The sequence below is a fragment of the Streptomyces sp. YGL11-2 genome (assembly GCF_050054615.1).
In the GTDB taxonomy this organism is placed as follows: domain Bacteria; phylum Actinomycetota; class Actinomycetes; order Streptomycetales; family Streptomycetaceae; genus Streptomyces.
The window spans coordinates 44,904-68,843 of sequence record NZ_JBNHIN010000002.1 but is presented as its reverse complement, the minus strand read 5'-3'; the positions used below and the strand labels follow the sequence as shown (position 1 = coordinate 68,843).

23 protein-coding genes are annotated in these 23,940 nt (G+C 71.0%); 7 read left to right on the top strand and 16 right to left on the bottom strand.

Features of this window, described 5'->3' with window-relative positions; translation table 11 throughout:
- Nucleotides 1-29: 29 nt before the first annotated feature.
- Nucleotides 30-950, bottom strand: coding sequence for a LysR family transcriptional regulator (locus tag ACO1BR_RS02635; RefSeq protein ID WP_426793394.1), 921 nt, complete (start codon nucleotides 948-950; stop codon nucleotides 30-32).
- Between the two features lie 210 nt (nucleotides 951-1,160).
- Entirely contained in the window at nucleotides 1,161-2,684 is a 1,524-nt protein-coding gene (locus tag ACO1BR_RS02630) for an MFS transporter (protein WP_426793393.1), read from the bottom strand.
- Nucleotides 2,685-2,847: 163 nt separating this feature from the next.
- Here ACO1BR_RS02630 and ACO1BR_RS02625 point away from each other — a divergent pair, with 163 nt between their 5' ends.
- Entirely contained in the window at nucleotides 2,848-3,909 is a 1,062-nt protein-coding gene (locus ACO1BR_RS02625; RefSeq protein WP_426793392.1) for an Lrp/AsnC family transcriptional regulator, read from the top strand.
- Nucleotides 3,906-4,589, top strand: coding sequence for a rhomboid-like protein (locus ACO1BR_RS02620; RefSeq protein WP_426793391.1), 684 nt, complete (start codon nucleotides 3,906-3,908; stop codon nucleotides 4,587-4,589). The genes ACO1BR_RS02625 and ACO1BR_RS02620 overlap by 4 nt, the downstream gene beginning before the upstream one ends.
- Here the strand turns inward: ACO1BR_RS02620 and ACO1BR_RS02615 are convergent.
- The 9 genes from ACO1BR_RS02615 to ACO1BR_RS02575 form a co-directional block, all read right to left on the bottom strand.
- A complete protein-coding gene (locus ACO1BR_RS02615) occupies nucleotides 4,580-5,404 on the bottom strand; it encodes an HAD family hydrolase (RefSeq protein WP_426793390.1) in 825 nt (274 codons plus the stop codon). The two genes, ACO1BR_RS02620 and ACO1BR_RS02615, sit on opposite strands and share 10 nt — an antisense overlap.
- Nucleotides 5,401-6,690, bottom strand: a complete 1,290-nt coding sequence (serS, locus tag ACO1BR_RS02610) for a serine--tRNA ligase (protein WP_426793389.1) — start codon at nucleotides 6,688-6,690, stop codon at nucleotides 5,401-5,403. The genes ACO1BR_RS02615 and serS overlap by 4 nt, the downstream gene beginning before the upstream one ends.
- Before the next feature lie 642 nt (nucleotides 6,691-7,332).
- Nucleotides 7,333-8,259 (bottom strand): prephenate dehydratase, encoded by a 927-nt coding sequence (gene pheA / locus ACO1BR_RS02605; RefSeq protein ID WP_159509403.1) that lies wholly within the window; start codon nucleotides 8,257-8,259, stop codon nucleotides 7,333-7,335.
- 113 nt (nucleotides 8,260-8,372) lie between these two features.
- Nucleotides 8,373-9,671: an iron uptake transporter deferrochelatase/peroxidase subunit gene (efeB, locus tag ACO1BR_RS02600; protein ID WP_426793712.1), complete on the bottom strand. Its 1,299-nt coding sequence runs from the start codon at nucleotides 9,669-9,671 to the stop codon at nucleotides 8,373-8,375.
- Nucleotides 9,672-9,769: 98 nt separating this feature from the next.
- Complete coding sequence (locus ACO1BR_RS02595) at nucleotides 9,770-11,989, bottom strand: copper resistance CopC/CopD family protein (RefSeq protein WP_426793388.1); 2,220 nt, start codon at nucleotides 11,987-11,989, stop codon at nucleotides 9,770-9,772.
- A gap of 35 nt (nucleotides 11,990-12,024) precedes the next feature.
- The gene (locus ACO1BR_RS02590) at nucleotides 12,025-12,513 is read right to left on the bottom strand and encodes a copper chaperone PCu(A)C (protein WP_426793387.1); all 489 of its coding nucleotides are present in this window, start codon (nucleotides 12,511-12,513) and stop codon (nucleotides 12,025-12,027) included.
- Nucleotides 12,510-13,172 (bottom strand): SCO family protein, encoded by a 663-nt coding sequence (locus ACO1BR_RS02585; RefSeq protein WP_426793386.1) that lies wholly within the window; start codon nucleotides 13,170-13,172, stop codon nucleotides 12,510-12,512. Before ACO1BR_RS02585 ends, ACO1BR_RS02590 begins: the two co-directional genes overlap by 4 nt.
- 168 nt (nucleotides 13,173-13,340) lie before the next feature.
- Nucleotides 13,341-14,081 (bottom strand): YcnI family protein, encoded by a 741-nt coding sequence (locus ACO1BR_RS02580; RefSeq protein WP_426793385.1) that lies wholly within the window; start codon nucleotides 14,079-14,081, stop codon nucleotides 13,341-13,343.
- A gap of 116 nt (nucleotides 14,082-14,197) precedes the next feature.
- A complete protein-coding gene (locus ACO1BR_RS02575) occupies nucleotides 14,198-15,028 on the bottom strand; it encodes a hypothetical protein (protein ID WP_426793384.1) in 831 nt (276 codons plus the stop codon).
- Between the two features lie 270 nt (nucleotides 15,029-15,298).
- Between ACO1BR_RS02575 and ACO1BR_RS02570 the strand changes: the two genes are divergently transcribed.
- Nucleotides 15,299-15,796, top strand: a complete 498-nt coding sequence (locus ACO1BR_RS02570; RefSeq protein ID WP_426793383.1) for an ATP-binding protein — start codon at nucleotides 15,299-15,301, stop codon at nucleotides 15,794-15,796.
- Nucleotides 15,797-15,806: 10 nt separating this feature from the next.
- Here ACO1BR_RS02570 and ACO1BR_RS02565 read toward each other — a convergent pair whose 3' ends face one another.
- The 4 genes from ACO1BR_RS02565 to ACO1BR_RS02550 are packed head-to-tail and all read right to left on the bottom strand — an operon-like array spanning nucleotide 15,807 to nucleotide 18,381.
- A complete protein-coding gene (locus ACO1BR_RS02565) occupies nucleotides 15,807-16,163 on the bottom strand; it encodes an ASCH domain-containing protein (protein ID WP_426793382.1) in 357 nt (118 codons plus the stop codon).
- Nucleotides 16,160-17,278 (bottom strand): hypothetical protein, encoded by a 1,119-nt coding sequence (locus tag ACO1BR_RS02560; protein ID WP_426793381.1) that lies wholly within the window; start codon nucleotides 17,276-17,278, stop codon nucleotides 16,160-16,162. The genes ACO1BR_RS02565 and ACO1BR_RS02560 overlap by 4 nt, the downstream gene beginning before the upstream one ends.
- A gap of 30 nt (nucleotides 17,279-17,308) precedes the next feature.
- Nucleotides 17,309-17,866, bottom strand: coding sequence for a DUF6624 domain-containing protein (locus tag ACO1BR_RS02555; RefSeq protein WP_426793380.1), 558 nt, complete (start codon nucleotides 17,864-17,866; stop codon nucleotides 17,309-17,311).
- Entirely contained in the window at nucleotides 17,863-18,381 is a 519-nt protein-coding gene (locus tag ACO1BR_RS02550; protein WP_426793379.1) for an ATP-binding protein, read from the bottom strand. Before ACO1BR_RS02550 ends, ACO1BR_RS02555 begins: the two co-directional genes overlap by 4 nt.
- A 492-nt stretch (nucleotides 18,382-18,873) precedes the next feature.
- On the opposite strand from ACO1BR_RS02550, the gene ACO1BR_RS02545 reads away from it, so the two are divergent.
- The 3 genes from ACO1BR_RS02545 to ACO1BR_RS02535 all read left to right on the top strand — a co-directional run bounded on the left by ACO1BR_RS02545 (nucleotide 18,874) and on the right by ACO1BR_RS02535 (nucleotide 21,174).
- The gene (locus tag ACO1BR_RS02545; RefSeq protein WP_426793378.1) at nucleotides 18,874-19,875 is read left to right on the top strand and encodes an XRE family transcriptional regulator; all 1,002 of its coding nucleotides are present in this window, start codon (nucleotides 18,874-18,876) and stop codon (nucleotides 19,873-19,875) included.
- 14 nt (nucleotides 19,876-19,889) lie between these two features.
- On the top strand, nucleotides 19,890-20,468 hold the full coding sequence (locus ACO1BR_RS02540) for an HD domain-containing protein (protein ID WP_426793377.1): 579 nt from the start codon (nucleotides 19,890-19,892) through the stop codon (nucleotides 20,466-20,468).
- A gap of 136 nt (nucleotides 20,469-20,604) precedes the next feature.
- A complete protein-coding gene (locus ACO1BR_RS02535) occupies nucleotides 20,605-21,174 on the top strand; it encodes a peptide deformylase (protein ID WP_426793376.1) in 570 nt (189 codons plus the stop codon).
- A 113-nt stretch (nucleotides 21,175-21,287) separates the two neighbouring features.
- Here ACO1BR_RS02535 and ACO1BR_RS02530 read toward each other — a convergent pair whose 3' ends face one another.
- A complete protein-coding gene (locus ACO1BR_RS02530; protein WP_426793375.1) occupies nucleotides 21,288-22,298 on the bottom strand; it encodes a TetR/AcrR family transcriptional regulator C-terminal domain-containing protein in 1,011 nt (336 codons plus the stop codon).
- 154 nt (nucleotides 22,299-22,452) lie between these two features.
- On the opposite strand from ACO1BR_RS02530, the gene ACO1BR_RS02525 reads away from it, so the two are divergent.
- The gene (locus tag ACO1BR_RS02525) at nucleotides 22,453-23,562 is read left to right on the top strand and encodes an FAD-dependent monooxygenase (protein WP_426793374.1); all 1,110 of its coding nucleotides are present in this window, start codon (nucleotides 22,453-22,455) and stop codon (nucleotides 23,560-23,562) included.
- Nucleotides 23,563-23,940: the final 378 nt, after the last annotated feature.

Sequence of the window (23,940 nt, the reverse complement as noted above, 5' to 3'; positions counted from 1 at the left end):
CCGCCCCCCCGGCCAGAACTGACCTGTCATCAGGTGCGAACGGGCCGCTCCCCGCCCCCCAGGCAGCGGTTCACCGTCTCCGCGAACTCCACCGCCGCGGGGCTCAGCGCGGCCCACTGCCGGACCGCCCACCCGGTCGTGAGCGGCGGCAGTGCCGGGATCGGCACCAGCCGCAGGCCGGGGTGGGCGGCGGCGGCCCGGCGGCCGGGGAGTTCGGGGACGACGGCGGGGCCGACGCCGAGTTCGGCGAGCAGCAGGGCGGTGTCCCAGTCGGCGACGCTGGTGGTGCTCGGCGGCGGGACCGGGCCGGAGTCCTGGTGGCCGAGGTGGCCGTCCAGGCGCATCCGGGAGGTGGAGTTCTCCGGGAGCTGTATGAGGCGCAGGGCTGCCAGCTCGTCCGGCTCGATCCGCTCGCGGGTGGCGAGCGGGTCGCCGGCGGGCACCGCGAGCACCCAGGGCAGGCCGGTCACCGGGTGCTGCTCGATACCGCGGACGGGCTGGCCGATGGTGATCCAGGCCAGTTCGGAGTCGCCGTCCGCGACCGCCTCGAAGCAGCGGCGGCTGGAACTCTCCGTGTGGAACTCCAGGTTGACGTGCGGGCGCCGGGCGCGGAAGGCGACCACCGCGTCGGACATGAAGTGCCGGACGGTCGTGGCGCCGGTGGTGACCCGGACCGTGCCGCCGTCGCCCTCGCGCATATCGGCCAGTCGGCGCAGCGCCAGGTCCAGTCCGCCGAGGCCGTCGGCGGCGGCGCGGTGCAGGATCCGGCCCGCCCCGGTGGGGGCCACCCCGCGCGGGCGGCGCTCCAACAGGCCGATGCCCGCCTCCCGTTCGAGGCGTTTGACGCGCTGGCTGACGGCGGACTGGGTGCAGCCGAGGTCGCGGGCGACGGCGCTGAGGCTGCCCGCCTCGCAGACGGCCACGAAGGCGCGCAGATCGTCGAGTGTCACACCGTCACGCTAACTCCAACCCAAGCTTTTTCTAAGGAGTTTGGAAGGAAACCCGAGGATTGACTTGGGGGTGCCGCCCCGGGACGATCGTCGCAGGACCAGGGCGGCAACCCGGAACCGTGTACGGCCGTACGGTTCCGGGTGCCGACCCGCCGGTCCTGCGGGGTGACCCGCCCGGCCCGGCGGTGCCGCAGGGGCCCGCCCGGCCGGTCACGCCCCTGCCGGTGCCTGCGCGGTCGGCCGTCCGTCGGAGGCCGGTTCTCCGGCGGCCGGTTCGCCCGCGGGCCCGCCGGCCGTACGCGGCGTGCGCCGGACCACCGCGAGCACCAGCAGCCCGGTGGCCACCGCCACCACCCCGGAGAGCAGGGTGATCTCGCGCAGCGCGGAGAGGTACGCGGCGGCGGGCGTGGGGTGCCCGGGGCCGCGCAGCGCCTCGCGCATCGCCTGGCCGAACACCGTCCCCAGCACCGCGATTCCGAACGCGAAGCCGAGCTGCCGGAAGGTGTTCACCGCGCCGCTCGCCATGCCGGCCCGCGCCGGCGGTGCCGCGCCCAGCGCCGCGGACACCAGTACCGGCATCGCCGCCCCGATCCCGAGCCCGCTCACCGCGAGCCCGGGGGCCAGCGCGGCCCAGCCCGCTCCGCCGTGGAGCAGCGCCGCATGCAGCAGCCCGCCCGCGCCGATCAGCAACAGGCCGATGCCGAGCGGGAGTCGCGGGGAGAGCCGCTGGAGGAACCGGCCGCCGAGCGCGCCGACCAGCAGCGACATCAGCGCCATCGGCGTCACCGCGAGGCCCGCCTGGACCGGGCTCAGCCCCAGGACGTCCTGGGTCCACAGCCCCACGAACGTCAGATACGGGAACGCCGCGGCCTGCATCAGCAGCGCCGCCGCCATCAGCACCGCGAACGACGGCCGGCGCAGCAGCCGCAGGTCCAGCAGCGGCTGCCGGATCCGCCGCTCGGCGATCACGAAGACGACCAGCGCCAGCGCGGCGCCCGCCAGCGCGGTCAGCGTCCCGGCCTCCGTCCAGCCGTGCTCGCCGCCGCGCATCAGCCCGTACGTCAGCAGGCCCGCGCAGAGTGTGAAGGACGCGGCGCCCGGCCAGTCGACGCGCCCGCCGCGGTCCCCGTAGGACTCGGGTACGCGACGCAGGGTCAGCCACACGGCGACGGCGGTCAGCGGCAGATTGACCAGGAAGATCGCCCGCCAGTCGACGTATTGGGTGAGCAGTCCGCCCAGTACGGGGCCGACGGCCGCCGCCGCCCCGCTGGTGCCGCCCCAGACGCCGAACGCGACACCGCGGTCGCGGCCCTGGTAAGCGGCCATCAGCAGCGGGGTGTTGGTGGCGAACATGGCCGCCGCGCCGATGCCCTGGACGGCGCGGGAGGCGATCAGGACGCCCGCGCCGGGGGCCAGTCCGCAGGCCAGTGAGGCGAGGGCGAAGAGCGCCAGCCCGGCCACGTACAGCCGGCGCCGCCCGAAGAGGTCGGCGGCCGATCCCGCCGCCATCAGCAGCGCGGCCAGCGCCAGGGCGTAGCTGTCCATCACCCACTGGAGGGAGGTGAAGGAGGCGCCCAGGCCGTCGGATATCCGGGGCAGCGCGGTGTTCACGATGGTCACATCGACCAGCAGCATGAAGTTGCCGAGGGTGATGGCGACCAGTGGCCACCACTTCCCGCCCCCGCCCGGCGCCCGGCCGCGCCCTCCGGGCCCGCTTTCGGGTGGGTACCGCATGACCGTTCCTCCGTCGTTCTCGTTCGTGGTGTTCGTGGTGTTCGTGGTGTGTGTGGCGTCCGGGCCGTTTGCCCGTCGCAAGGCCCCCACTTTCCGGTCCGTGCCCCTCGTCCCCCCAGCCGGCGGGTTCCCGGCGGCGCAATCCGACGCGGGTTAGCCTCCAATGGTGAAAACCGACCGAACGGGTCCCGCAGCGGACCGGACAGCGGCCGGCCCCACCGCCGCCGCGGCCTTCGACGAGCTCGACCTCCGGTTGATCCACGCCCTCCAGGTAGACGGCCGGGCCCCCTTCAGCCGGATCGCCGAGGTGCTCGGCGTCTCGGACCAGACCGTCGCCCGGCGCTACGGCCGGCACCGCGGCTCCGGCGCGCTGCGGGTGCTGGGGCTGAGCGAGCCCCGGGCGCTGGGCGCGGTCGAGTGGCTGGTCCGGGTGCAGTGCGCGCCGGACGCCGCCCTGCCGGTGGCGGAGGCGCTGGCCCGCCGGCCGGACACCTCCTGGGTCAGCCTGATGTCCGGCGGCACCGAGATCTCCGCGATCTGCCAGACGGCGGGCAGCGAGCACAGCGATGCGCTGCTGCTCCAGAAGCTGCCGCGTACCCCGAGCGTCGTGGGCGTCACCGCGCACTGCCTGCTGCACGAGTTCTACGGCGGCCCGCAGAACGTGATCAGCAAGTCCGGGGCGCTGGCGGCCGAGCAGATCGCGGCGCTGAGCCCGCCCCCGGCTCAGGCGCGTGCCACCCCGTGGGTGCTCTCCGACGCCGACCGCCGGCTGTTCGACGTGCTCGCCAGGGACGGCCGTGCGCCACTCGCCGAACTGGCCACCGCGAGCGGCTGGTCGCCCACCACCGTCCGCCGCCGCCTCGAAGCGCTGCGCGCGGACGGTGTGCTGTATTACGACGTCGACTACGACCTGCGGCAGTGCGGGTTCGGCGTGGTGGTCGCCCTCTGGCTGTCCGTCGCGCCCGCCGAACTCGCCGCCGCCGGCGAGGCGTTGGCGGCCCATCCCGAGGTCGCCTTCGCCGGTGCCATCACCGGGCCGCACAACCTCTTCGCGTCCGTGCTGTGCCGGGACACCGGCGAGCTCTACCGCTATCTGACGACCCGGGTCGCGGCGCTGCCCGGCGTACGGACGATGGAGAGCGCGCCGCGCATCCGGCACATCAAGGGGGCGGGCCCGTTCCTCACCGCCGCGCCGACCGCCCTCGCCGCCCGGAGCCGCCGATGACACCGCCGCCGATCGGCGTCCTGCTCGGCCGGGCGCGGGACCGGGTGACCGACTGGGTGCGGTCGACGCCCGGCACCCACATCTGGCTGCTGATCATCGGCATCACCAGCCTGGTCATCGCCTCCGCCTCCGCGGGCCTGGAGCAGTTCCTGCTGCACCGCAACAGCAGCAACATCCACGAGCTGAACGAGCATCCGATCCCCGCGCTCCTGATCAGCGGCTTCTGGATCGAGCGGCCCGGGTCGTTCCTGCTCTACGCGGTGATGTTCGAGCTGGTGCATGCCAACGTCGAGCGATGGATGGGGAGTTGGCGCTGGCTGCTGACGGTCGGCGCGGCCCATGTCGCCGCCACCCTGGCCAGCCAGGAGCTGGTGCTGCTCGCCATCGAGGGTCATCAGCTGCCGCGCTCGATGACCCATGTCGTGGACATCGGCGTCTCCTACGGGCTGGCCGCCGCCGCCGGAGTGCTGACGTACCGGCTGCCGTCACCGTGGCGCTACGGCTACCTCGTCGGCGTGCTGCTCTTCTTCGGCATTCCGCTGCTGACCGGTGCGACCTTCACCGACTTCGGCCATGCCATAGCGCTGACCATGGGGTTCGCCTGCTGGCCGCTGACCCCGGCGGCGCGCGGCGAGGCGGCGGCCGAGGAACTGCCGCCGCCCGAAGCGGGTCAGGAGTAGAGCCGCTCCAGCACCACCGCGACCCCGTCGTCCTCGTTGGACGCGGTGATCTCGTCGGCGACGGCCTTCAGTTCGTCATGGGCGTTGGCCATCGCGACGCCGTGTGCGGACCAGGCGAACATCGAGATGTCGTTGGGCATGTCGCCGAAGGCCAGCGTCTCCTTGGCGGTGATGCCCAGCCGGCGGGCGGCCAGCGACAGCCCGGTGGCCTTGGACAGGCCCAGCGGCAGCAGCTCGACGATGCCGGGACCGGCCACCGTCACGCCGATCAGGTCCCCCGCCACCTGGCGCGCGGCCAGCGCCAGCGCGTCGTCGTCCAACGTGGGGTGCTGGACGTAGAGCTTGTTGAGCGGGGCCGCCCACAGCTCGGCCGGGTCCTTCATACGGACGCTGGGCAGCGGGCCCTCCTGGACGCGGTAGCCGGGGCCGACCAGCACATCGCCGGCCAGGCCGTCCCGGCTCGCCGCCACGAAGAGCGGGCCCACCTCGGCCTCGATCTTGGACAGCGCGAGACCGGCCAGCTGGCGGTCCAGGGTCACCGACGTCAGCAGCCGCTGCTCGCCGGCGTGGTAGACCTGTGCGCCCTGCCCGCACACCGCGAGGCCGTGGTAGTCGAGGGCGTCGAGGACGTGCCGGGTCCAGGGCACCGCCCGGCCGGTGACGACGATGTGCGCCGCGCCCGCCGCGGTGGCCGCGGCGAGCGCCCGGCGGGTGCGCTCGGAGACGGTCTCGTCGTGGCGCAGCAGCGTCCCGTCGAGGTCCGTCGCGATGAGCTTGTACGGCAGCGGCGAGCCCGCCAGGGCGGAGGAACTCACTTGGCGACGGGCTCCAGCACCTCACGGCCGCCCAGGTACGGGCGGAGCACCTCGGGGACGCGGACCGAACCGTCCGGCAGCTGGTGGTTCTCGAAGATCGCCACGATGGTGCGCGGTACGGCGCAGAGCGTGCCGTTCAGCGTCGCCAGCGGCTTGACCTTCTGCTTGCCGTCGACGGTCTCCCGCATCCGGACGGAGAGGCGGCGCGCCTGGAACTCGTCGCAGTTCGACGCCGAGGTCAGCTCGCGGTACTTGCCCTGGGTCGGGATCCACGCCTCGCAGTCGAACTTGCGGGAGGCGGAGGCGCCCAGGTCGCCGGTGGCGACGTCGATCACCTGGAACGGCAGCTCCAGGCCCGTCAGCCACTGCTTCTCCCAGTCCAGCAGCCGCTGGTGCTCGGCCTCGGCGTCCTCCGGCGCGACGTACGAGAACATCTCGACCTTGTCGAACTGGTGGACCCGGAAGATGCCGCGGGTGTCCTTGCCGTACGTGCCGGCCTCGCGGCGGAAGCACGGCGAGAAACCGGCGTAGCGCAGCGGCAGTTGCTCCGCGTCGACGATCTCGTCCATGTGGTACGCGGCGAGCGGGACCTCGGAGGTGCCGACCAGATAGAAGTCGTCGCGCTCCAGGTGGTAGACGTTCTCGGCGGCCTGGCCGAGGAAGCCGGTGCCCTCCATGGCGCGCGGGCGCACCAGGGCGGGGGTCAGCATCGGCGTGAAGCCGGCCTCGGTGGCCTGTGCGATGGCGGCGTTGACCAGCGCCAGCTCCAGCAGGGCGCCGACGCCGGTGAGGTAGTAGAAGCGCGAGCCGGAGACCTTGGCGCCGCGCTCGACGTCGATCGCGCCGAGCAGCTCGCCGATCTCCAGGTGGTCCTTGGGCGCGAAGCCCTCGGCGGCGAAGTCGCGGACGGTGCCGTGTGTCTCCAGGACCGTGAAGTCCTCCTCGCCGCCCACCGGGACGTCGGGGTGGACGATGTTGCCGAGCTTCAGCAGCAGCGTCTGCGTCTCTTCCTTGGCCTCGTCCTGCTCGGCGTCGGCGGCCTTCACGGCGGCGGACAGCTCGCCGGCCTTCTTCAGCAGCTCGGCCTTCTCGTCGCCGGCGGCCTTGGGGATGAGCTTGCCGAGCGCCTTCTGCTCGGCGCGCAGCTCGTCGAAGCGGACGCCGGACGACCTGCGCCGCTCGTCGGCGGAGAGGAGCGCGTCGACAAGTGCGACGTCCTCTCCACGGGCGCGCTGGGAGGCGCGCACACGGTCGGGGTCCTCACGAAGCAGGCGAAGGTCAATCACCCCACCAGGCTACCGGGGCCGGGAGCCGGCACTCGACGGGATATTCACGGGCGTGGCGCTTTGTCCGCTTTGGGGTTATTTATTCCGTGGGTGGGAATCGTGCCCCGGAGGCTGCGCGAGGTGTGTGGGTAACGCATCGTAAGGGCCTGTGGAATTCCCGAGCATTCTCCGAAATGGGGCATTCGCGGCGGGGGTTCGGGTCGCCGTCCACGGCTTGCCCCGTGGGTTGTCCACAGGTTCGGGGGGTTGGGGATTCTTATCCACAGGCTGTGCGTGAGATCTGTGGAAGCCGGAATTGATCATTCTGCACGCGAAAAGCTCGACGGTGGATTCTCGGTCCAAACCTTGTTGGGGCACTCTTTCGTGTGGGATTACCTCGCCCTAAAGGATTGATCACGGGAATTGTGCTGACGCGGGCCGGGGTGATCCACTGTGGGTGACTGTGGACGGGTGCGAGGTCACTAGGGAGATATGTCGACTCTGTCCGACTCTCATGTCGACTTACCCACAGGTCGAGAAGCGCGCCTGTGGATAACTTTGTGGACAACCGCGGAGGGTGGCCGGACCGGAAAACGGAGGCACGCCGCGGCCCCGGGAAAGCCCCAGGTCGCAGCGCGTGACCTACAGGGGAGGGGCGGCCGGTCAGGCGCGGCCGTCGAGGCAGCGCGCCAGCCAGTCCGACGCCTCGGTGAACGCCGGGTCGGTCATCTGCGGCCGGACGCGCGCCGCCACCTCGTCCGCGCGCGGGTACGAGCCCAGGAACCGTACGTCCCGGCACACCCGCTTGAGGCCCATGAGGACTTCGCTCACCCGGCGGTCGGTGATATGGCCCTCGCAGTCCACGGAGAAGCAGTAGCGGCCGATGCCCTCGCCGGTCGGCCGGGACTCGATCCGCATCATGTTGACCCCGCGGACCGCGTACTCCTGGAGCAGCTCCAGCAGCGCGCCGGGGTGGTCCTCGGCCAGCCACAGCACGACCGAGGTCTTGTCCGCGCCGGTGGGCGCCGCCGGGCGCGCCGGGCGGCCGACCAGGACGAAGCGGGTGGCGGCGTTCTCCGCGTCGTGGATGCCGGTGACCAGCGGCTCCAGCCCGTACGTCGCCGCCGCGAACTCACCGGCGAACGCGCCGTCGTAGCGGCCCTCCTGCACCAGCCGGGCGCCGTCGGCGTTGGAGGCGGCCGACTCCCAGACGGATTCCGGGAGTTGGGCGGCCAGCCACCTGCGGACCTGGGGCTGGGCCACCGGGTGCCCGGTCACCGTCTTCACGTCGGCCAGCGCCGTACCGGGGCGCACGAGGAGGGCGAAGGCGATCGGGAGCAGCACCTCGCGGTAGATCATCAGCGGTTCGCCGGCGGCAAGTTCGTCGAGGGTGGTGGTCACCCCGCCCTCGACGGAGTTCTCGATCGGCACCAGCGCCGCCGCGGCCTCGCCGGCGCGCACCGCGTCCAGGGCGGCCGGCACCGACACCATCGGCACCAGCTCCCGGGTCGCCGCCTCGGGAAGGGTGCGCAGCGCGGCCTCGGTGAAGGTGCCCGCGGGGCCGAGATAGGTGTAGCGACTGGCCGACATGGCTGGAGGACTCCCTCGCGTCACTGCGGGGGCAACCCGCCGATCTTCTCCCTGCCCTGTCACGATACCGACCGCCCCGGTGGCCGGCGTCCCCGTTCCGTCAGGTGGTCCGCTCAGCCCTCCAGCAGCGGCTGCGCCACGTAGGCGCCCGCCTCCGGCGCCGGCGGCACCGCGTACAGGCCGCTCGCCTCGTGCCGCAGGAACGGCGAGAGCGCGTCCCCGCGGTCCAGCTTCCGCTGGATCTGGGTGAAGGAGCGCAGCGGATCGGCCTGCCAGCAGACGAAGAGCAGCCCGGCGTCCGGGGCGCCGTCGTCGCGGAACCCGTCGTGGTACGAGAACGGGCGGCGCAGCATCGCCGCGCCCTGGTTGGAGGCCGGGGCGGCGATCCGGGCGTGCGCGTTGGCGGGGATGACCGGCAGCCCGTCGGCGCCGTTCGCGTCCAGCTTCATCGGAGTGGTCTCGGTGCCGCCGGTCAGCGGGGCGCCGGTGTCCTTGCGGCGCCCGATGACCCGCTCCTGTTCGCCGCGGGAGCGCTTCTCCCAGTCGTCGAGCAGCATCCGGATCCGGCGCACCACGGCGTACGAGCCGCCGCGCATCCACTCCTGTGCGGCGTCCCGCCCCACGAAGATCCGCTCGTCGAAGGTCGCGTCCGACGGCTTGGGGTTGTTGGTGCCGTCTACCTGGCCCATCAGGTTGCGGGCGGTCATGGGGTGCGCGGTGGCGCCCGGGGTGCGGTTGAAGCCGTTCATCTGCCAGCGCAGCCGCGCCGACCCGGCCGCGTCCTTCTGGAGCGCGCGCAGCGCGTGGAAGGCGACCAGCGCGTCGTCGGCGCCGATCTGGATCCACAGGTCGCCGTCGCTGCGCTTCGGGTCCAGCGCGTCGGCGGAGAAGTCGGGCAGCGGGTCGAGCTGTACGGGGCGCCGGCCGGCCAGGCCCGTACGGTCGAAGAAGCTGTGGCCGAGGCCGAAGGTGACGGTCAGCGAGGACGGGCCGGCGTCCAGCGCCACCCCGGTGTCGGCGTCCGGGGTGCGCCCGGCCATCAGCCCCTCTGCCGTCCGCGACCAGCGGCGCAGCAGTGCGGCGGCCTCCTTGCGACCGGCCCCCGGTGCCAGGTCGAAGGCGAGCAGGTGCCCGCTGGCCTGGAGGGGGGTGGTGATCCCCGCCTGCTGCCTGGTGCCGTCCGTGCGGAACGCGACCTCGGTCGAGCCGATGGTGGTCAGCGCGGCCGGGGCGTCCCCGGTGGCCGTCGCGACCCCGATGGCGCCGCCGGCCCCGCCGACGACCAGTCCGGCCGCGCCCGCCGCGCCGACCGTCCCCAGGAGGCGGCGGCGCGAGAGCTCCGGGGAGGGCGTGGCGCCGTCCGCGGGGGCGGCGGGCCCGGTCTCGTGCCGGCCGTCCCGCTGCTTGCCCACGGCCTTGGTGTCCGCGGACGCCCCGGCCTTCGTGCCGGCGGGCTGCTTGCCGGGCTTGCGCGGCCCGGCGGCCTTCTTGGCGTTCGTCTGCTTGCTCATCAGTCGATCTTCACGTTCCTGGTCTCGGTCACCTGGTCGATGTCGGAGGTCCGGACGAGCAGCGAGAGCTGCCACTGCCCCGGGACCGGCAACTGGACGCCGCTCGCGGTCCAGTGGCCCGTACTGACGTGGCGGAGGACGACCGGGAGCGGCCCCAGCTTCTTGGCGCCGAGGGTGAAGGAGACCTTCACCTCGGGGACGTCCCTGGTCCTGCCCGACGGGTCGGCGATCCGCAGCCGCAGTTCGTTGCCGCTGCCGCTGCGTCCGGGGTCGAGGTCGAGGCGGGCGCTGCCCTTGCCCTGCGAGCCGCCGGTGTCGAAGGGGACGGTCAGTACGCGCGGCTGGTTGGCGTCGGCGGACTGCCCGGCGGACGCGGCCTTCACCGCCTCCGCCGTACGGCCCGGTTCGGTGGTGGTCAGAACGGTGGTGACGCCGAGCAGGACGACCGCGATCGAGGCTTCGGCGAGCACGGAGCGGCGCAGCCCCAGCCGCACCGGGTCCGCGTCGCGGATGCGCTTCGTCCGGGCGGTCGCCAACGCGGTCTGCTGGCGCGCCAGTTGGGCGGCGCGGGCGGGGTCGGCCGGCGTACCCGGCGCGGGCGCCGCGGCCGGAGCGGCCGGAGCGGCGACGGCGACGGGCACCGCCTCGGCCTCGGCGCCGCTCGCGGCCTCCGCCTCGGCTTCGGTTTCCGCCTCGGCCTCGGGACCGGCGGGCCGTGCCGCCTCCCGGACCTCGCCCAGCCGCGCCGTCCACCGCCGCGACACCGCCGCGACGGCGACGAGCACCGCGACCAGGCCCACCTTGACCAGCAGCAGTTGCCCGTACGAGGTGTCGGTCAGCGCGCGCCAGGAGCCGACCTGGCGCCAGGACTGGTAGACGCCGGTGGCCACCAGCACCACCACGGAGCCGAAGGCGACCCGGGAGAAGCGGATCACCGCGTTCCGTTCTACGGCCGGGCCCCAGTAGAGGGACACGACCAGGGTGGCCAGCCCGCCGAGCCAGGCGGCGACCGCGAGCAGGTGCAGGACGTCGACGGGCATCGCGACGGCGGGCTGGAGACCGGTCGAGGCGTGCTCGGCCATCGCCCAGGTCGTGGCGAGCCCGGCGGCGACCAACACCCCGCCGAGGGAGAGCCCCAGCGTCAGGTCCCTCCGCCGCTTGGCGAGATCCTCGCTGCTGTCGCTGCTGTCGCTGCTGTCGCTGCTGTCGGGGCCCCGGGGAGCCGCCTTGGTGCCCTCGGGTCCCTTGAGGTCCTCGGTGCCCCCGGAGGGCGCGGCCGCACCCTCGTCGCCGTCGCCGTCGCCGTCGCCGTCGCCGTCGCCGTCGCCGCGCTCGCCTCCGTCGTCCTCGCCGTCCGGCGCGTGGACCCTGGCGTACGAGCCGAAGAGGACCGCCACGAACAGCGCGGCGGCGGCGAGCAGCAGCAGTCGGGAGACCAGCGCGGCGCCCGGCTTGGTCAGCAGGACCTGCTGGAGGCCGGCGAAGTCGAAGACGTCGGCCAGCTTGCCGGACCCGGTGTACGGGGTGCGCAGCAGCAGCAGCAGCGCGATGGTGGTGCCGGTCAGCAGCGCCCACCCCTGGACGACCAGCCGCTGGACGGAGCGCACCCGGGCGGCGGCCGGCCGGCAGGCCACCACGAAGGCCGAGCCGCCGGCCAGCAGCACGAACCCGGCGTAGGCGAGGTAGCGGGCGATGCCGTACAGCGCGCCCACCAGGCCGCCGCCGGCCTCCTGTTGGGGCACCGGGGCGCTGGTCCTGGACGGTGCGCCGATGGAGAAGGTGAAGGCGCCGGAGACCGGGTGGCTGTCCGCCGAGACCGCCTGCCAGGCGACGGTGTACGTCCCGTTGGCGAGTCCCGGCGGCAGCCCCGCCCCGTACTTGACCGTGCTGCCGCTGCACAGGTTGCGCAGCTTGCCGCGGTCCACCCGCTTGCCCTGCGGATCCAGTACGCGGAGGGAGTCGTCGCCCATCGCGACGCCTTCGGAGAAGGTGACCGAGACCTGCTCGGGGGCGCGGTCCACCACCGACCCCTGCGCGGGGTCGCTGCCGGTCAGCGCGGCATGCGCGGACGCCGGTGCGGCGCCCGCGAACAGCGCGCCGAACAGCGCCGCCACGACGACCAGCAGCCGCAGCGTCCCCGCGGACCGCGGCCCGGACCGCGGCCCGGACCGCGGCCGGGCGGCCGGCTGCGGTCGAGGCCGGAAGCCGGTGAGAGCCATAGCGCTCGTTCCCTTCTCCTGGGTGCTCCTGCGTATCAGTGCTTCGGCAGGTAACTGGTGGCCTTCACCGGGACCTGGACCGTGATCGGGGCGGCGGTGGCGAAGTGCAGCTCGACGGTGACCGTCTGGCCCTCGGCGGGCTTCTTCGCCAGGCCCATGAACATCAGGTGGTTGCCGCCGGGGCCGAGTGTGAGCTCTCCGTTGGCCGGCACCGGCAGGGAGTCGACCTGCTCCATCTTGTTGCCGACCGTCTTGTGGATCGTGATGTCCTTGGACAGGTCGCTGGTGACCGAGGTGAGCTTGTCGGCGGTGCCGCCGCTGTTCTTTATGACGAAGTACGCGCCGGCCATGCTCTGGGTGACCGGCTGCGGCATGTACGGGTCGCTGACCTTGAGCCGGGGTGCTGTGTTCCCGGCGTTCCCGGTGGTCCCGCCGCCGCACGCCGTCAGCGCCAGGCCGGCGGTGAGGGTGAGGGCGGCGGTCAGGGCTATGCGGCGGTTCACGGGGGTGGTGCGGCGGTTCACGGGTTCTGTCCCTTGATGATCTTCGGCAGTGCGGTGGTGTAGTTGTCGGAGGTGGCTTCCTGCATGCCCATCCAGTGGACCTTGTCGTCCTTGGGGGAACTCAGCAGGACCTGCGCGCCGTGCGTGGAGACGACATCGCCGTTCTTCTTCGTGACCGGCTTCTCGATCCCGATGTTCACGCTCCGGGCGGCCTTCTGGATGGTGTCGAACTTCCCGGTCAGACCGACGAAGTCCTTGTCGATGCCGCCGAGCCACTTCTTGAGCTGGGCCGGGGTGTCGCGCTCCGGGTCGGAGGTCACGAAGACCACCCGCAGATCGCTCTGTTCGGCCTGCGGCAGCTGCTTCACCGCGACCGCGATGTTGGCCATCGTCGTCGGGCAGACGTCCGGGCAGTTGGTGTAGCCGAAGTAGATCAGCGTGGGATGACCCTTGGTCTTCTCCAGCAGGTCGTACGGCTTGCCGTCGGTGTCGGTCAGGGTGAGGTCCGGCTTCTCCATCGGGGAGTCGAGGGTGAGGATCGGCTTCGCCGTCGTGCCGCCGGAGACGACGGCGGCGGGCTTTTCCGCGTCGCCGCCGCAGGCGGTCAGGGTGAGCGCGGCGGTCGCCCCGAGGGCGGACAGCAGCAGGGTCCTTCTGCGCGTCGCAGTTGAGGTACGCATTACAGATATATCCCGTTGGTTCCAGTTGATTCGTTAAGTCCGTTGCTTCTACTGCTTCTGCTACTTCTGTGTTCCCGGCGCTTCTGCATCCGGGTGGCTGTCGGCGGGTGCGCCGGGCCGGCGTGGCTCGGCCGCCGGTCCGACACCCGGTGGGGCGCGGTGCCCGGGTCAGGCGTTGCGGCGCCGGCCGGCCAGCACGCCGAACGCGACCCCGACGATGCCGACGACGATGCCGGCGACGGCCAGCACCCGCGCGGTGGTGTCACTGGGGGACGCCTCCGCGGCGTTCTTGGCGGGGTCGCTCTTGGCACCGTCCTTGCCGTCGTCCGCACCCTGGCCGGTGCCGTCGGCGCCGGCCGCGGTGAGCTTGAGCACCGGCGCCGGGTTCTCCGGCTCCGGGCCGCCCGGCTTCGCGGGCTCGATCCAGCGCACGACCTCCTTGTTGTCGTACGTCTGGAGGGCCTTGAAGACCAGCTGGTCGGCGTCGTTCGGCAGCTGTCCCACGGAGAGCGGGAACTGCTGGAACTGGCCGGGCTCGATGCCCTTGCCGTCCGCGGTCCAAGTGATCTTCGAGGGCGCCTCGTTGATCTTCTCGCCCTCCATCTCGATCGGCTTGGCGAGCTTGGACTTGGTGACGTCGACCTTCCAGCCGGGCACCGGCTCCGGCATCACGGACGCCAGCGGGTGGTCGGTCGGCAGCGAGACCTCGACCTTGACGGTCGAGGCGTCGTCCTTCTCGTTGGGCACCTTGATGGCGACGGTGGCGAAGCCGCCCTTGGGGGCGGTGCCCGGCTGCACGGTGACATGCGCGAACGCCGGGCCGGCGAGCAGCAGGACGGAGCCGGCGGCGATCGTGCCGACGACGGGGAGCCGGCGGACGAATCGCCGCGACGACTGGTTCTCGGACATGACGAAACACTCCACGAAAACAGGAGGGGAAGGGGACGGTCGGCGTCCGGCCGGCGCGCGCCGACGCCGCGCCGGCCCGTCCTCCCCGGTCCTTTGGGAGCGTGCTGCGCGTGGCGTCAGGCCGCGAGGGCCAGGCAGGCCGGGGCGGGCGGCCCTCGCCTGACGACACTGTGGTGGAGCGCGGCATCACACGGGCCGGGTTTGTCATCCCCGTACGAAACGGGGGCGCGCGGCACGTCGCCGTGCGCCGCGCCGAGCCCGGCCAGCAGCGCCCGTACGAGGGTGAGCGCCCAGCGCAGCGCGCCGACCAGCGCCTGCGCCGCGGCCTCCCGCGCCGCCGGGGCCGACAGCCGCACCAGCCGCCACAGCGCGGACTCGCCCCGCCGCAGCAGCCAGCCGAGCGCGAGCGCGGCGAGCAGATGCCCCAGCAGCATGGGCAGCGACGGCGCCAGGCAGTGCGACATCGTCCACCCGCCGTCCGCGCCACCGCCCATGGCATGTCCGCCGGAGCCCGTCAGCCCGGCCGACGCGGCCAGGTCGATGCCGCCGGGGCCGAGCAGCCGCCGCGCCTGGCCGCCGTCCAGCCGTACGCCGTCGAGCCCGCACGTCAGGTGCCGGGCCAGCGCGACGGCCGTCTCGTCGGAGACACCGGGGGGTCGCGCCGCCATACGGTGCTGCCCCATCGCGAACAGCGCGTGCAGCGCCAGCTGGCCCACCGCGAGTCCGGCCGCGATCCCCGGCAGTGAGCGTTCCCGCCCGGCCAGCGGCGCCGCCACCGCGAACACCGCGGCGCAGGCCAGGCCCAGCGTCCACAGCGGAACGGCGGCGAACGAGGCGGCCATGTGCCCGGCGGCGGACAGCACGACGCAGACCGCGGTGAACACCGCGGCCCTCAGCAGCCGCAGATCGGCGGCAGCGCGCGCGGTGGGGGCGGGCGGGGCAGTCATGGCGGGCGCCATCATCCCACTGCCCTTATCCACCGCCTACGGCAGGGTTTCACCACCTACGGCACGGGCACCGCTCATGGGGGCGCCCGCCGGGGCGTCGAGGGCGTCCGCCAGGGCGCGCGACGGCGCGCACGCGGCGCCTCGCCTACACCTATGCGCTCACCTTTCGCATCCGCCGAATGAGCGGTATCACGTCCCGGACATGCTTACGGACCTTGCGGCACGGCAATAGGTATCGGTATGTCGAGCCGTGGCCAGGAGGCTGGAGCGATGAGCATCTGGTGGACCCTCCATCTGCGGCGTGAGGCCGCGAGTGTGCCGCTCGCCCGTCGTCTGCTGCTGGGCACGATGGAGACGGCCGGCGTCGACCCGGACATCTGCTACGACCTGTCGGTCGCCCTCTCCGAAGCCTGTGCGAACGCCGTCGAGCACGGCGGCGACGCCGCCACCGACGACTACCGCGTCACCGCCTACATCGACGGCGACACCTGCCGCATCGAAGTCACCGACTCCGGACCGGGCTTCCGCCGCGCCGCCCCTCCCCATACCGTTTCCCATACCGCGACGGACCGCGCGCTGACGCCGGCTCCCGTCCCCACCCCCGCGCAGGCCCCCGCATTCGCCGAGGACGGCCGGGGGCTTTTTCTGATCGAAGCCCTCACCGACCACGTCCAGTACCGCAACCGCACCGGCCGACGCGGCGCCGTGGTCAGCTTCGACAAGATCCTCAAATGGCGGGAGGGCGCGGCGCTTCCGATGGCGTCGTGATCGCGCGCTTTCAGAGTGCCGGGAGCCCGATCTCGATGGCGAGCGTGCCAAGAGCTTCCTTCTCGGGCCCGTAGATGGTGCGGATATTGGCGAGCTGCTGTTCGCGGCTGGCTGTTGGGTTGATGTTGGCCGGCCCCTCACCGTCGAGCAGGGCCTCGAAGTCCGGGTACTCGGTGACGCGCTTCACGCGGACGTCGCAGGTCTCCTCGGTGCCCTTGATCCGGAAGCGGATCGTGTCGTCTGCGGCGAGGCCGGCGAGGTGGGGGTATTTGACCCGGACCTCGATCGTCTTGGTGCCGGCGGCGACGAGTTCGAAGTACTGGCGGTAGAGGTTCAGTTCGCGGTGGCGAGGGGTGCTGTGCGTCATGGGGTGGGAAGGTTCCTCGTCTGTGGCGCGGTCATCATGCGGCCGATCTCTGCGGCCGAGTACGAGCGGAAGAAGTGCCGCGGATCGGAGAGCAGAACCCCGGCCAGGCCGAGCAGGCGCTCGACGTACTCGGACAACGAACCGGGCCACTTTCGGGTGTCGAGCATCCAGGGCTCGGCGCCTTCGGGCAAAGCTGTCTGCCCTCGCCGGATGAGGGACTTGGACAGCTTGGCGCCGGTGTCGGTGACCACCTGCGGGCAGAACATGCGGGCAGGGAGCTGTTCGGGGGTGAGTCCGATGGCTTGCATGGCGCCGTCGACGAGCTGGGAGCCGAAGACCCAGTCACTGCCCTTAATCATGACGGACAGTGGTCCGTGCGTGCTGCCGGCGGTGAGTTCTTTGACGAGGTTGCGGTACAGCGTGGCGAGGTCGAGGTAGCCCGTGCTGGCCGGGGTGATGGTCACCTCGTACGGGCCGTGATGGAGGCACACGGCCCGTACGTCGGCCTGTTCGGGGCTGGTGCGGTGTACGCGGGTGCGTTCGGCGTACTTCTCTGCCCATCCACAGCCGGGCGCCGGGCAGGGCACGCGAAGGTGAGGGGTGCCGGAGGAGGGGGCGAGCCACCAGCGGACCGGGCCGTCCATGTGTAGCAGCAGGTGCAGCCAAGTGTGGCGGAAGCGTTCGGTGGCCTGCTGCTGGGAGTACGTCTCGATGGAGTACGGGACCTGCAGCTGCTCCGAGAGCGCGGCGAATAACGGCCGGTAGAGGGAGTCGATCAGGTCGACGAGAGCCTGCTCGCCGAGCGACTGTGCATAGGTCCGCTGGTAGCGGTGTTCGGTCGCCGGGTCGGTGACGATCTCGTACGGTGCGTTGTCCAGTGCGTTGAAGGCGACCGACACCGGTAGGCCGAAGCGTTGGCGGATGCGGGCCGCGCTGGCGAAAGCCAGGGACTGCACGAGTGACGTGCCCAGGTGTGGTGCGCCGTTGATCTGGGTGCCGACGACGAACACGACGCGGTCCGGTGGGTTGGTGGTCAGGCGGGGCGTGAGGATGTCCTCGGTGCTGTTCAAGGCGTTGGCGAGGACGGTGTTGGGTGAGATCGGATGTGAGGTCACCGTGTGTCTCCCTGTGGCTAGGTGAGTGTGTCAGCCGGCATCGGGATCGGGAGGAGAAGGGGAGGTGAATGGCGGGTAGAAGACGCGGACCAACTTGTCGAAGGCGCCAAAGGGTTCGAGCCCTACTTCGGCACGGCGCCCGTCGAGGCGGTCAGGATCCTCGACCGGGTACGGGTGGAGGTCGGCCAGGTGGTACCTGAACTGGGTTCCGTAGAGCTGGGGACGGCCGGCCATGACGCGACATCGGTCGGTGAGGAACGCGAGTTGCCTGCGGGTGGCCTCACCTGCCGCTACGGCTGCTTCCAGCAGGACCAGTGCATGCTGCTGGAAGGCGTGGTCAGGAGCGTGATGAGCAACCCACCAGGCCGCGTTGGCGCCGGCCTCGCCCACCAGGGAGTGGCCGGGCCAGCCATGCACCGCAACGATCAGGCGGAGTGTCTCGGTGGCGGAGACCTCGATCTCCTGCACCGCGGATTCGGATGCCTCGTCGCCGTAGAGGTCGGCAAGGGCTCGCGCCTGCTGATGTCGTCTCTTGAGGACCAGCAGGGTCAGGGCTATCTGTGGCTGGGCCGGGTGAACAGCGCTCATTGCGCGGCCTCCTGGCCTGGCAGGGGGTGCGCTGGCTCCGTGAGGTCGAGGCAGTACCAGACGATCTTGGTTCCCTGGTCCGTGATGTCGACTCCCCAGTCGTCGGCCAGGAGATCGAGCAGGACGAAGCCGCGACCGCACTCGTCTTCGGCTGTCGGTCGGCGGCACAGCGGTGGAACCGGGCACTCGTCGCCGACCGCGATGACCAGCCGTCGGCGCTCGGAGCGAGCAGTGACGATAACGCTGGGGCTACGGGAGTGCCGGAGGGCGTTGGTGACGAGTTCGCTGACCAGCAGCCGGGCGTCGAAGTCGCGTGCCGTGATTCCGTACTGCTGCAGCCTTCGGGAGACGTTGTTCCGGGCCGCCCTGACGTGCGCGGGCGTGGCCGCGTAGACGGTGCGCAGGAGCAGGGCACCACGTTCGTATCTCCCGCGTTCGGCGGAAGGAGAGGCCCGCACCATGCCTCCTGCCTCGTCCGCTGGTGGGCGGGGCGCTTCGGCCAGCTCTTCGCTCACGTAGAGACGGCCGTACCGGTCGGCGCGGAAGACACGAACGGTTGGCCGTGCTGCCCTGGCTGCTCCCGAGGCGGCTGACGTGCCCCCAGGCGATCTGGCGAGAGAGCGCGGTCCCGCGGCATCGCGCGGTCCGACCGCACGAGGAAGAGCATTCACAGCGCATCTCCTCACGAGGGGTTGGGAGCCCTGGCCACCCCTCTCGGGGGATAGCGGCGGCCAGGGCAGTACACCGATCGGGGCGCATGCGGATTGCGGCCGACCCGGTGGAGATCAACTCCCAAGGCCGGCAAGCAGCCTGGAAGTTGTCACATCCCGAACGTAGGGTCGCGGTGAGTGCGGTAGGACTGACTACCAGTACGTGTTAGGTGTCAGAGCGCGCCCGGGGGCCTCATGACTGCCAGACCATCCAGCCGAAAACCCGCAGCTACAGGTATTGTCGCCGGCTTCGTGCTGCGCCTGACCAGGGAATCCATCCCGCTCACGCAGACAGTGATGGCCGAAGCTCTGGGCGTCGATCTCGGAACCGTGCAGGGACGGGAGTCCGGCCGCCGGCCCCTGGCCAAGATGAAAGCCGGCGCCTTCCTTGACCTGAAGCGCCGGCTTCTGGCCCTCGGCGCGAATCACACGGCCCTGGCTCTCCTGGACGCCGCCATGGACGCCGACCGAATCATCGAGGCCACCCTCGCCCCACCGGAGAGGTCCGATCCGCACCCTCTCGCCGAGTGGGTCCACACACGCGACACCGCCCACATGATCGCGTGGGCCGTGAACGGCACCCCGCCACCGGCGTTACGCGGCCGGAGTCCGTCCCGACGCGGACCCGTAGCGCCGGCACCACTGATGGGCGCCCAAGCCCGCGACTCCTTCTTCGCAAACCTGGGGGACGCGGTCGAAGCCGCCGCCCAGGGCGGGGACAGCCAGGCTCTCCTCCGCCGACAGGCGCTCTATCTCACTTCGTACGACCGCAGTCCCGAAGCCAACACCTGGGCCGCCCATGCTCTCCACATCCGTCGAGCGATCGCCACGGCCCAAGGCGGCTCACCCCGCTGGGCCGAAGCCCGATACACCGCAACCGCCCTCGCCCGTCGAGGCGATCCGATCCCGCTGCTGGACTTCATCGACCGCTCCATGGCCGACGACGACGCTGCCGAGGCCGCCAACCTCAACTACTGGGCGTACTGGGTGGGCGCTCTCCGAGAGCCCCAGGCCAACGACCACTTCATGGCCGACCGCGCACTGACCGGCTGGGACCCGGTCACCCTCCTGCGCGGCCTCGCCCGCGGCTTCGAGGAGTCACCCGGCTATGTCGACCTGTACGCCCACTCCCTGTGGGCACTGCTGACCGCGCACACCTGGCTGCCGCAGGCGTCGCCGGCGCTGGCCCGCTCCCTCGCCGGACGGGTGGCGCGGATACTCGACGCTGGCGTGATCTCCCCACGATCCCGGCGCGAACTCGGCGCCGTGCACTACGTTCTACGCGATCAACCGCACTGACACCGGAGGGCACCATGGCGGACGAGACGATCAACGCGCGGGGCACGGCGGGGTACCTCCTGGAGATGGGCATGCTCAAGCGTGCCAAGCGCACCGGCTGGTGGATCGCCGGTGTCAAGGACCCCGAGAGCATCGCCGAGCACAGTTTCCGCGTCGGCATCATCGGCGCTGTCCTGGCGATGATGGAAGGCGCCGACCCTGCGAAGGTCGCCCTGATGTGCCTTTTCCACGACACCCAGGAGACCCGCGTCGGCGATATCCCCCACATCGGCCGCCGCTACGTCGAAGCCGCCTCCAACGAGAAGGTCACCACCGACCAGGTCTCCGCCGCCCACCCGGCGGTCGCGGCCGGCGTCCAGCGAGTGGTCGAGGAGTACGAGAACGGCGACTCCCTCGAAGTCGTCGTCGCCCACGACGCCGACAAGCTCGAATGCCTCGTCCAGGCCGTCGAATACCGCGAACAGGGCTGCGCCAACGTCCAGAACTGGATCGACACCAGCGTGGCCAAGCTCAAGACTGCCTCCGCCCAGGCCCTTGCCGAGGCCGCGCTGAACATGTCGTCGATCGAGTGGCAGAAGACGTACCTGGCCTGACTAAGGACGGCTCCCCTATAGCGGTCCATGTAGAGGATCGTCGCGGTCACTGCCATATCTGCCCTGCCCGCTCCGTACCGTCTGGAATGGCGATCCCGGCACGGCTCGAAACCCACACAAACCAAGGGGAGTTCAGGTGATTGACGTGCGGCCCAGCCAGCAGATGCGAGACCTCGGGGTCGTCCAGCGCGGCGCCGGCATCCTCGCCGAACCGGCCCGCGCTTTTGACCTCCCCGTCGAGCGCAACGAGGCCGACCGCATCACAGACGAACTGTTCGCAGCCATGGAGCGAATCGGCCAGGTCCACCCCTTCGCCAAGGGCATGGGTCTTGCGGCCCCGCAAATCGGCATTGGACGCGCCGCCGCCATCGTCCAGCCGCCTGGCGACACACCCGCCATCATCCTGCTCAACCCGCGGATCACCACCGGCTCTGACGAGATGGACGAGCAGTACGAGGGCTGCCTTTCGTTCTTCGACGTGCGGGGTCTCGTCCCTCGCCCCTTGAAGATCACGGTGGAGACCACGGCCCTGACCGGCGAAACGGTGGCCACCGTGTACGAACGCGGACTCGCCCGCCTCGTCCATCACGAGATCGACCACCTCGACGGGCTGCTGTACACCACCCGCATGCGAACCGGCGTCGAGCCGATCCCCGTGGAGAAATACCGGCAGACCGGCCGCGATTGGGTCTATGACGGCGCCTGACAGCACTGGACGCCGGTGCGGACTCTTCCAGCACGATCCATGCCATGGACGGACGAGCTGCGCCGCCTCCGGTACCTGGCTGACGGCCCTCACGTCTCCCTCGACGGGTGGAGCTAGGGCTGCCCGGCGGGTCGCCTCTCGCCGCGTCCGCCGGACTGCATCCTTAGACCCGGACTCGGCCGGTGGGGCCGTCCCTCGATGAGCGCGGCCACGCCGTCAAGCATTGAGCGGAGGCCGATCTCGAACAGCTCGTCGAGGTTCAGGTCGTAACCGGATTCTCCGACGGCTTCGATGACATGGGCGAATGTCGGGTAGTCGCCGGACGCGGTGATCGCTGCGAGGGCGGGAGCCTGGGTGTCCAGCCACTGCTCCTCCGACAGGCCCGTCACGTTTGCGGCTTGGGCTTCCCGTTCCAGCTGGATAGCAATGCCCTGCACGTGGCTGTAGAAGAGCACGTTCAGGTTGAGCATGGTCGTCGCGTCGAGTCCGTGACCGTCGAGGGCTTTCAGCATCCACTCGGAGTAGACCATCAGGTTGGGCAGGATCAACGGACGGGTGAGCGGGCCGATCTGCGCCAGCCAGGGATGTGCGCGGTGCAGCGCCCAGAGTGCGCGGGCACCCAACTCCAGCCGGGCCCTCCAGTAGGAGGGTGCTTCAGAGGGAAGGCAGAGCTCGCCCAGAACGGCGTCGGCCATGAGGAGCACGAGGTCGTCCTTGCTGTTCACATAGCGGTAGGGCGACATGGTGGCGGCGTTCAGCCGTGCCGCGACGCTCCGCATGGAGACAGCGGCCAGTCCTTCAGCGTCGGCGATCTCTATGGCGGTGTGCACGATGCGCTCACGAGTCAGCTCACGCTCCGGTGCGTGGGCGTTTCGGGGGCGAGCTGTAACGGGGCGCCGCTGAGGAGCTGCCACCACAGTGCCTACGCGCGGTTTTGCCCGTACCAGCCCCTCTTGGCGCAGAGCGGTGAGCGCTTTCGTGGCGGTGGCCAGTGCGACGTTCCATTCCTTCGCGATCTGGCGTGTCGAAGGAACCCGGTCGCCGGGAGCGAGTTCACCGGCGGTGATGCGTCGCCGGATCTCGGCGGCGACACGCAGATAGGGCGGGATGAGTTTTGCGGCCACGAGTTTTCCCCTTCTCCCTGTACTAGTACAGAGGCTAGCAGGGAAGGCGATGGTGAGACGCTTTCTGCCCTAGTACAGGGCCGCTGAATTGCCGGTTGGCACGCTTGCGCGTACGGCGTACATTCAGGCGCGTACACCATACGAAGGGGGTTTCGTGAAGACCGTGCTCATCTCCGGTGCGAGCGTCGCTGGACTTACCGTCGCCTACTGGCTGCGGCGTAGGGGCTACGCGCCGACCGTCATCGAACGCGCTCCCGGCATACGTCCGGGCGGCCATGCGATCGACGTCCGCGGCGTGGCACTCGGCGTTCTCGAACGGATGGGCCTCTTGACGGAGGCGCAGCGTGCACGCACCCAAATGCGCGGAATGTCGATGCACGACAGCGACGGCAACGAGCTCTGGCGCTCTACCGAGATGACGTTCAGCAGCGGCCGGCTCGACAGTGAAGACATCGAGCTGTTGCGGGAGGACCTCGCGCAACTCCTGTACCGGCAGACGCTGGACGGCGTTGAATACCTCTTCAATGACTCCCTGGTCGCCCTCGATCAAGGCACGCACGGCGTCAACGTCAGCTTCGAGCGCGGCCGGCCCCGGACTTTCGACCTCGTGGTCGGGGCGGACGGCCTCCACTCGAAGGTGCGGCAACTGGCCTTCGGCGAGGAGCGTCAGTTCATCCGCCATCTCGGCCCTCACCTGGCCGTCTTCAGCACGGACAACTTCTTGAACCTCGACAACTGGCAGGTGTGGCTCCAGGACGACACCGCCAGCTACTGCGTCTACCCGGTACGCGACAACACCGAGATCAGGGCGACGCTCGGCTTCGTGTCGGAGCCCCTCGACTATGACCACCGCGACACCGAGCGGCAGAAGTCGCTTCTCGCCGAGCGGATGTCGCATCTGGGTGGCGACACCCCGAGGCTTCTGAAGGCCATGTGGACGGCGCCCGACTTCTACTTCGACGCGATGGCTCAGATCCACATGGATCGCTGGTCGGACGACAGGACAGTGCTGATCGGTGATGCGGGCTATTGCCCATCGCCGCTGTCCGGGCAGGGCACCAGCCTGGCTCTGGTGGGTGCCTACGTGCTTGCCGATGAACTCGACAGGGCGGACGGCGACCACCGCACCGCGCTTCCGCGATACGAGGAACGTCTGCGCCCATTCGTCGAGCTCAACCAGGCACTCGCCACAGAGAATCCTGGCGGTATGGCGTCCGAAGAGTCCATCGAACGAGCCAAGAACGCGATCTCCCTCGACAGCTGACTGTCCCGCCGAGGGCGTACCGCAGCGGGGCAGGCCCGGCTGTCCGTATGTGCTGCCCGCGGGCACACCCAGGGCACAACGCACCGAAAAACCCTGCGGACCAGTGAGAACTACCGAGCGCAGTTTCCCCTGGTCTGCAGGGTTTTCGCGGCAAAACAGCAGGTCAGCCCTCACCCCACCCCATTTGATCCTCAAGTGGCGCGAGGGCGCGGCGCTTCCGATGGCGTCGTAGCCGGTCGAGAAGGAGCCCGTACCGAGAACCGTGGTCCCGCGATCGTGGGTGCCGAACGGGTGCCGAGGGCGAGGCCCCCCTGAACTCGCCCCGGAAAAAGGGAAGTTGGGGTGTCCGACGTGCGAGGTCGCACCGCTTCCTCTCGG

Coding starts and splice junctions, on each gene's coding strand:
- ACO1BR_RS02630 (WP_426793393.1), bottom strand. CDS start 2,684: ATGCGGTACCCACCCGAAAGCGGGCCCGGAGGGCGCGGCCGGGCGCCG.
- ACO1BR_RS02625 (WP_426793392.1), top strand. CDS start 2,848: ATGGTGAAAACCGACCGAACGGGTCCCGCAGCGGACCGGACAGCGGCC.
- ACO1BR_RS02620 (WP_426793391.1), top strand. CDS start 3,906: ATGACACCGCCGCCGATCGGCGTCCTGCTCGGCCGGGCGCGGGACCGG.
- pheA (WP_159509403.1), bottom strand. CDS start 8,259: ATGTCGGCCAGTCGCTACACCTATCTCGGCCCCGCGGGCACCTTCACC.
- ACO1BR_RS02595 (WP_426793388.1), bottom strand. CDS start 11,989: ATGGCTCTCACCGGCTTCCGGCCTCGACCGCAGCCGGCCGCCCGGCCG.
- ACO1BR_RS02585 (WP_426793386.1), bottom strand. CDS start 13,172: ATGCGTACCTCAACTGCGACGCGCAGAAGGACCCTGCTGCTGTCCGCC.
- ACO1BR_RS02580 (WP_426793385.1), bottom strand. CDS start 14,081: ATGTCCGAGAACCAGTCGTCGCGGCGATTCGTCCGCCGGCTCCCCGTC.
- ACO1BR_RS02575 (WP_426793384.1), bottom strand. CDS start 15,028: ATGACTGCCCCGCCCGCCCCCACCGCGCGCGCTGCCGCCGATCTGCGG.
- ACO1BR_RS02570 (WP_426793383.1), top strand. CDS start 15,299: ATGAGCATCTGGTGGACCCTCCATCTGCGGCGTGAGGCCGCGAGTGTG.
- ACO1BR_RS02565 (WP_426793382.1), bottom strand. CDS start 16,163: ATGACGCACAGCACCCCTCGCCACCGCGAACTGAACCTCTACCGCCAG.
- ACO1BR_RS02555 (WP_426793380.1), bottom strand. CDS start 17,866: ATGAGCGCTGTTCACCCGGCCCAGCCACAGATAGCCCTGACCCTGCTG.
- ACO1BR_RS02545 (WP_426793378.1), top strand. CDS start 18,874: ATGGCCGAAGCTCTGGGCGTCGATCTCGGAACCGTGCAGGGACGGGAG.
- ACO1BR_RS02540 (WP_426793377.1), top strand. CDS start 19,890: ATGGCGGACGAGACGATCAACGCGCGGGGCACGGCGGGGTACCTCCTG.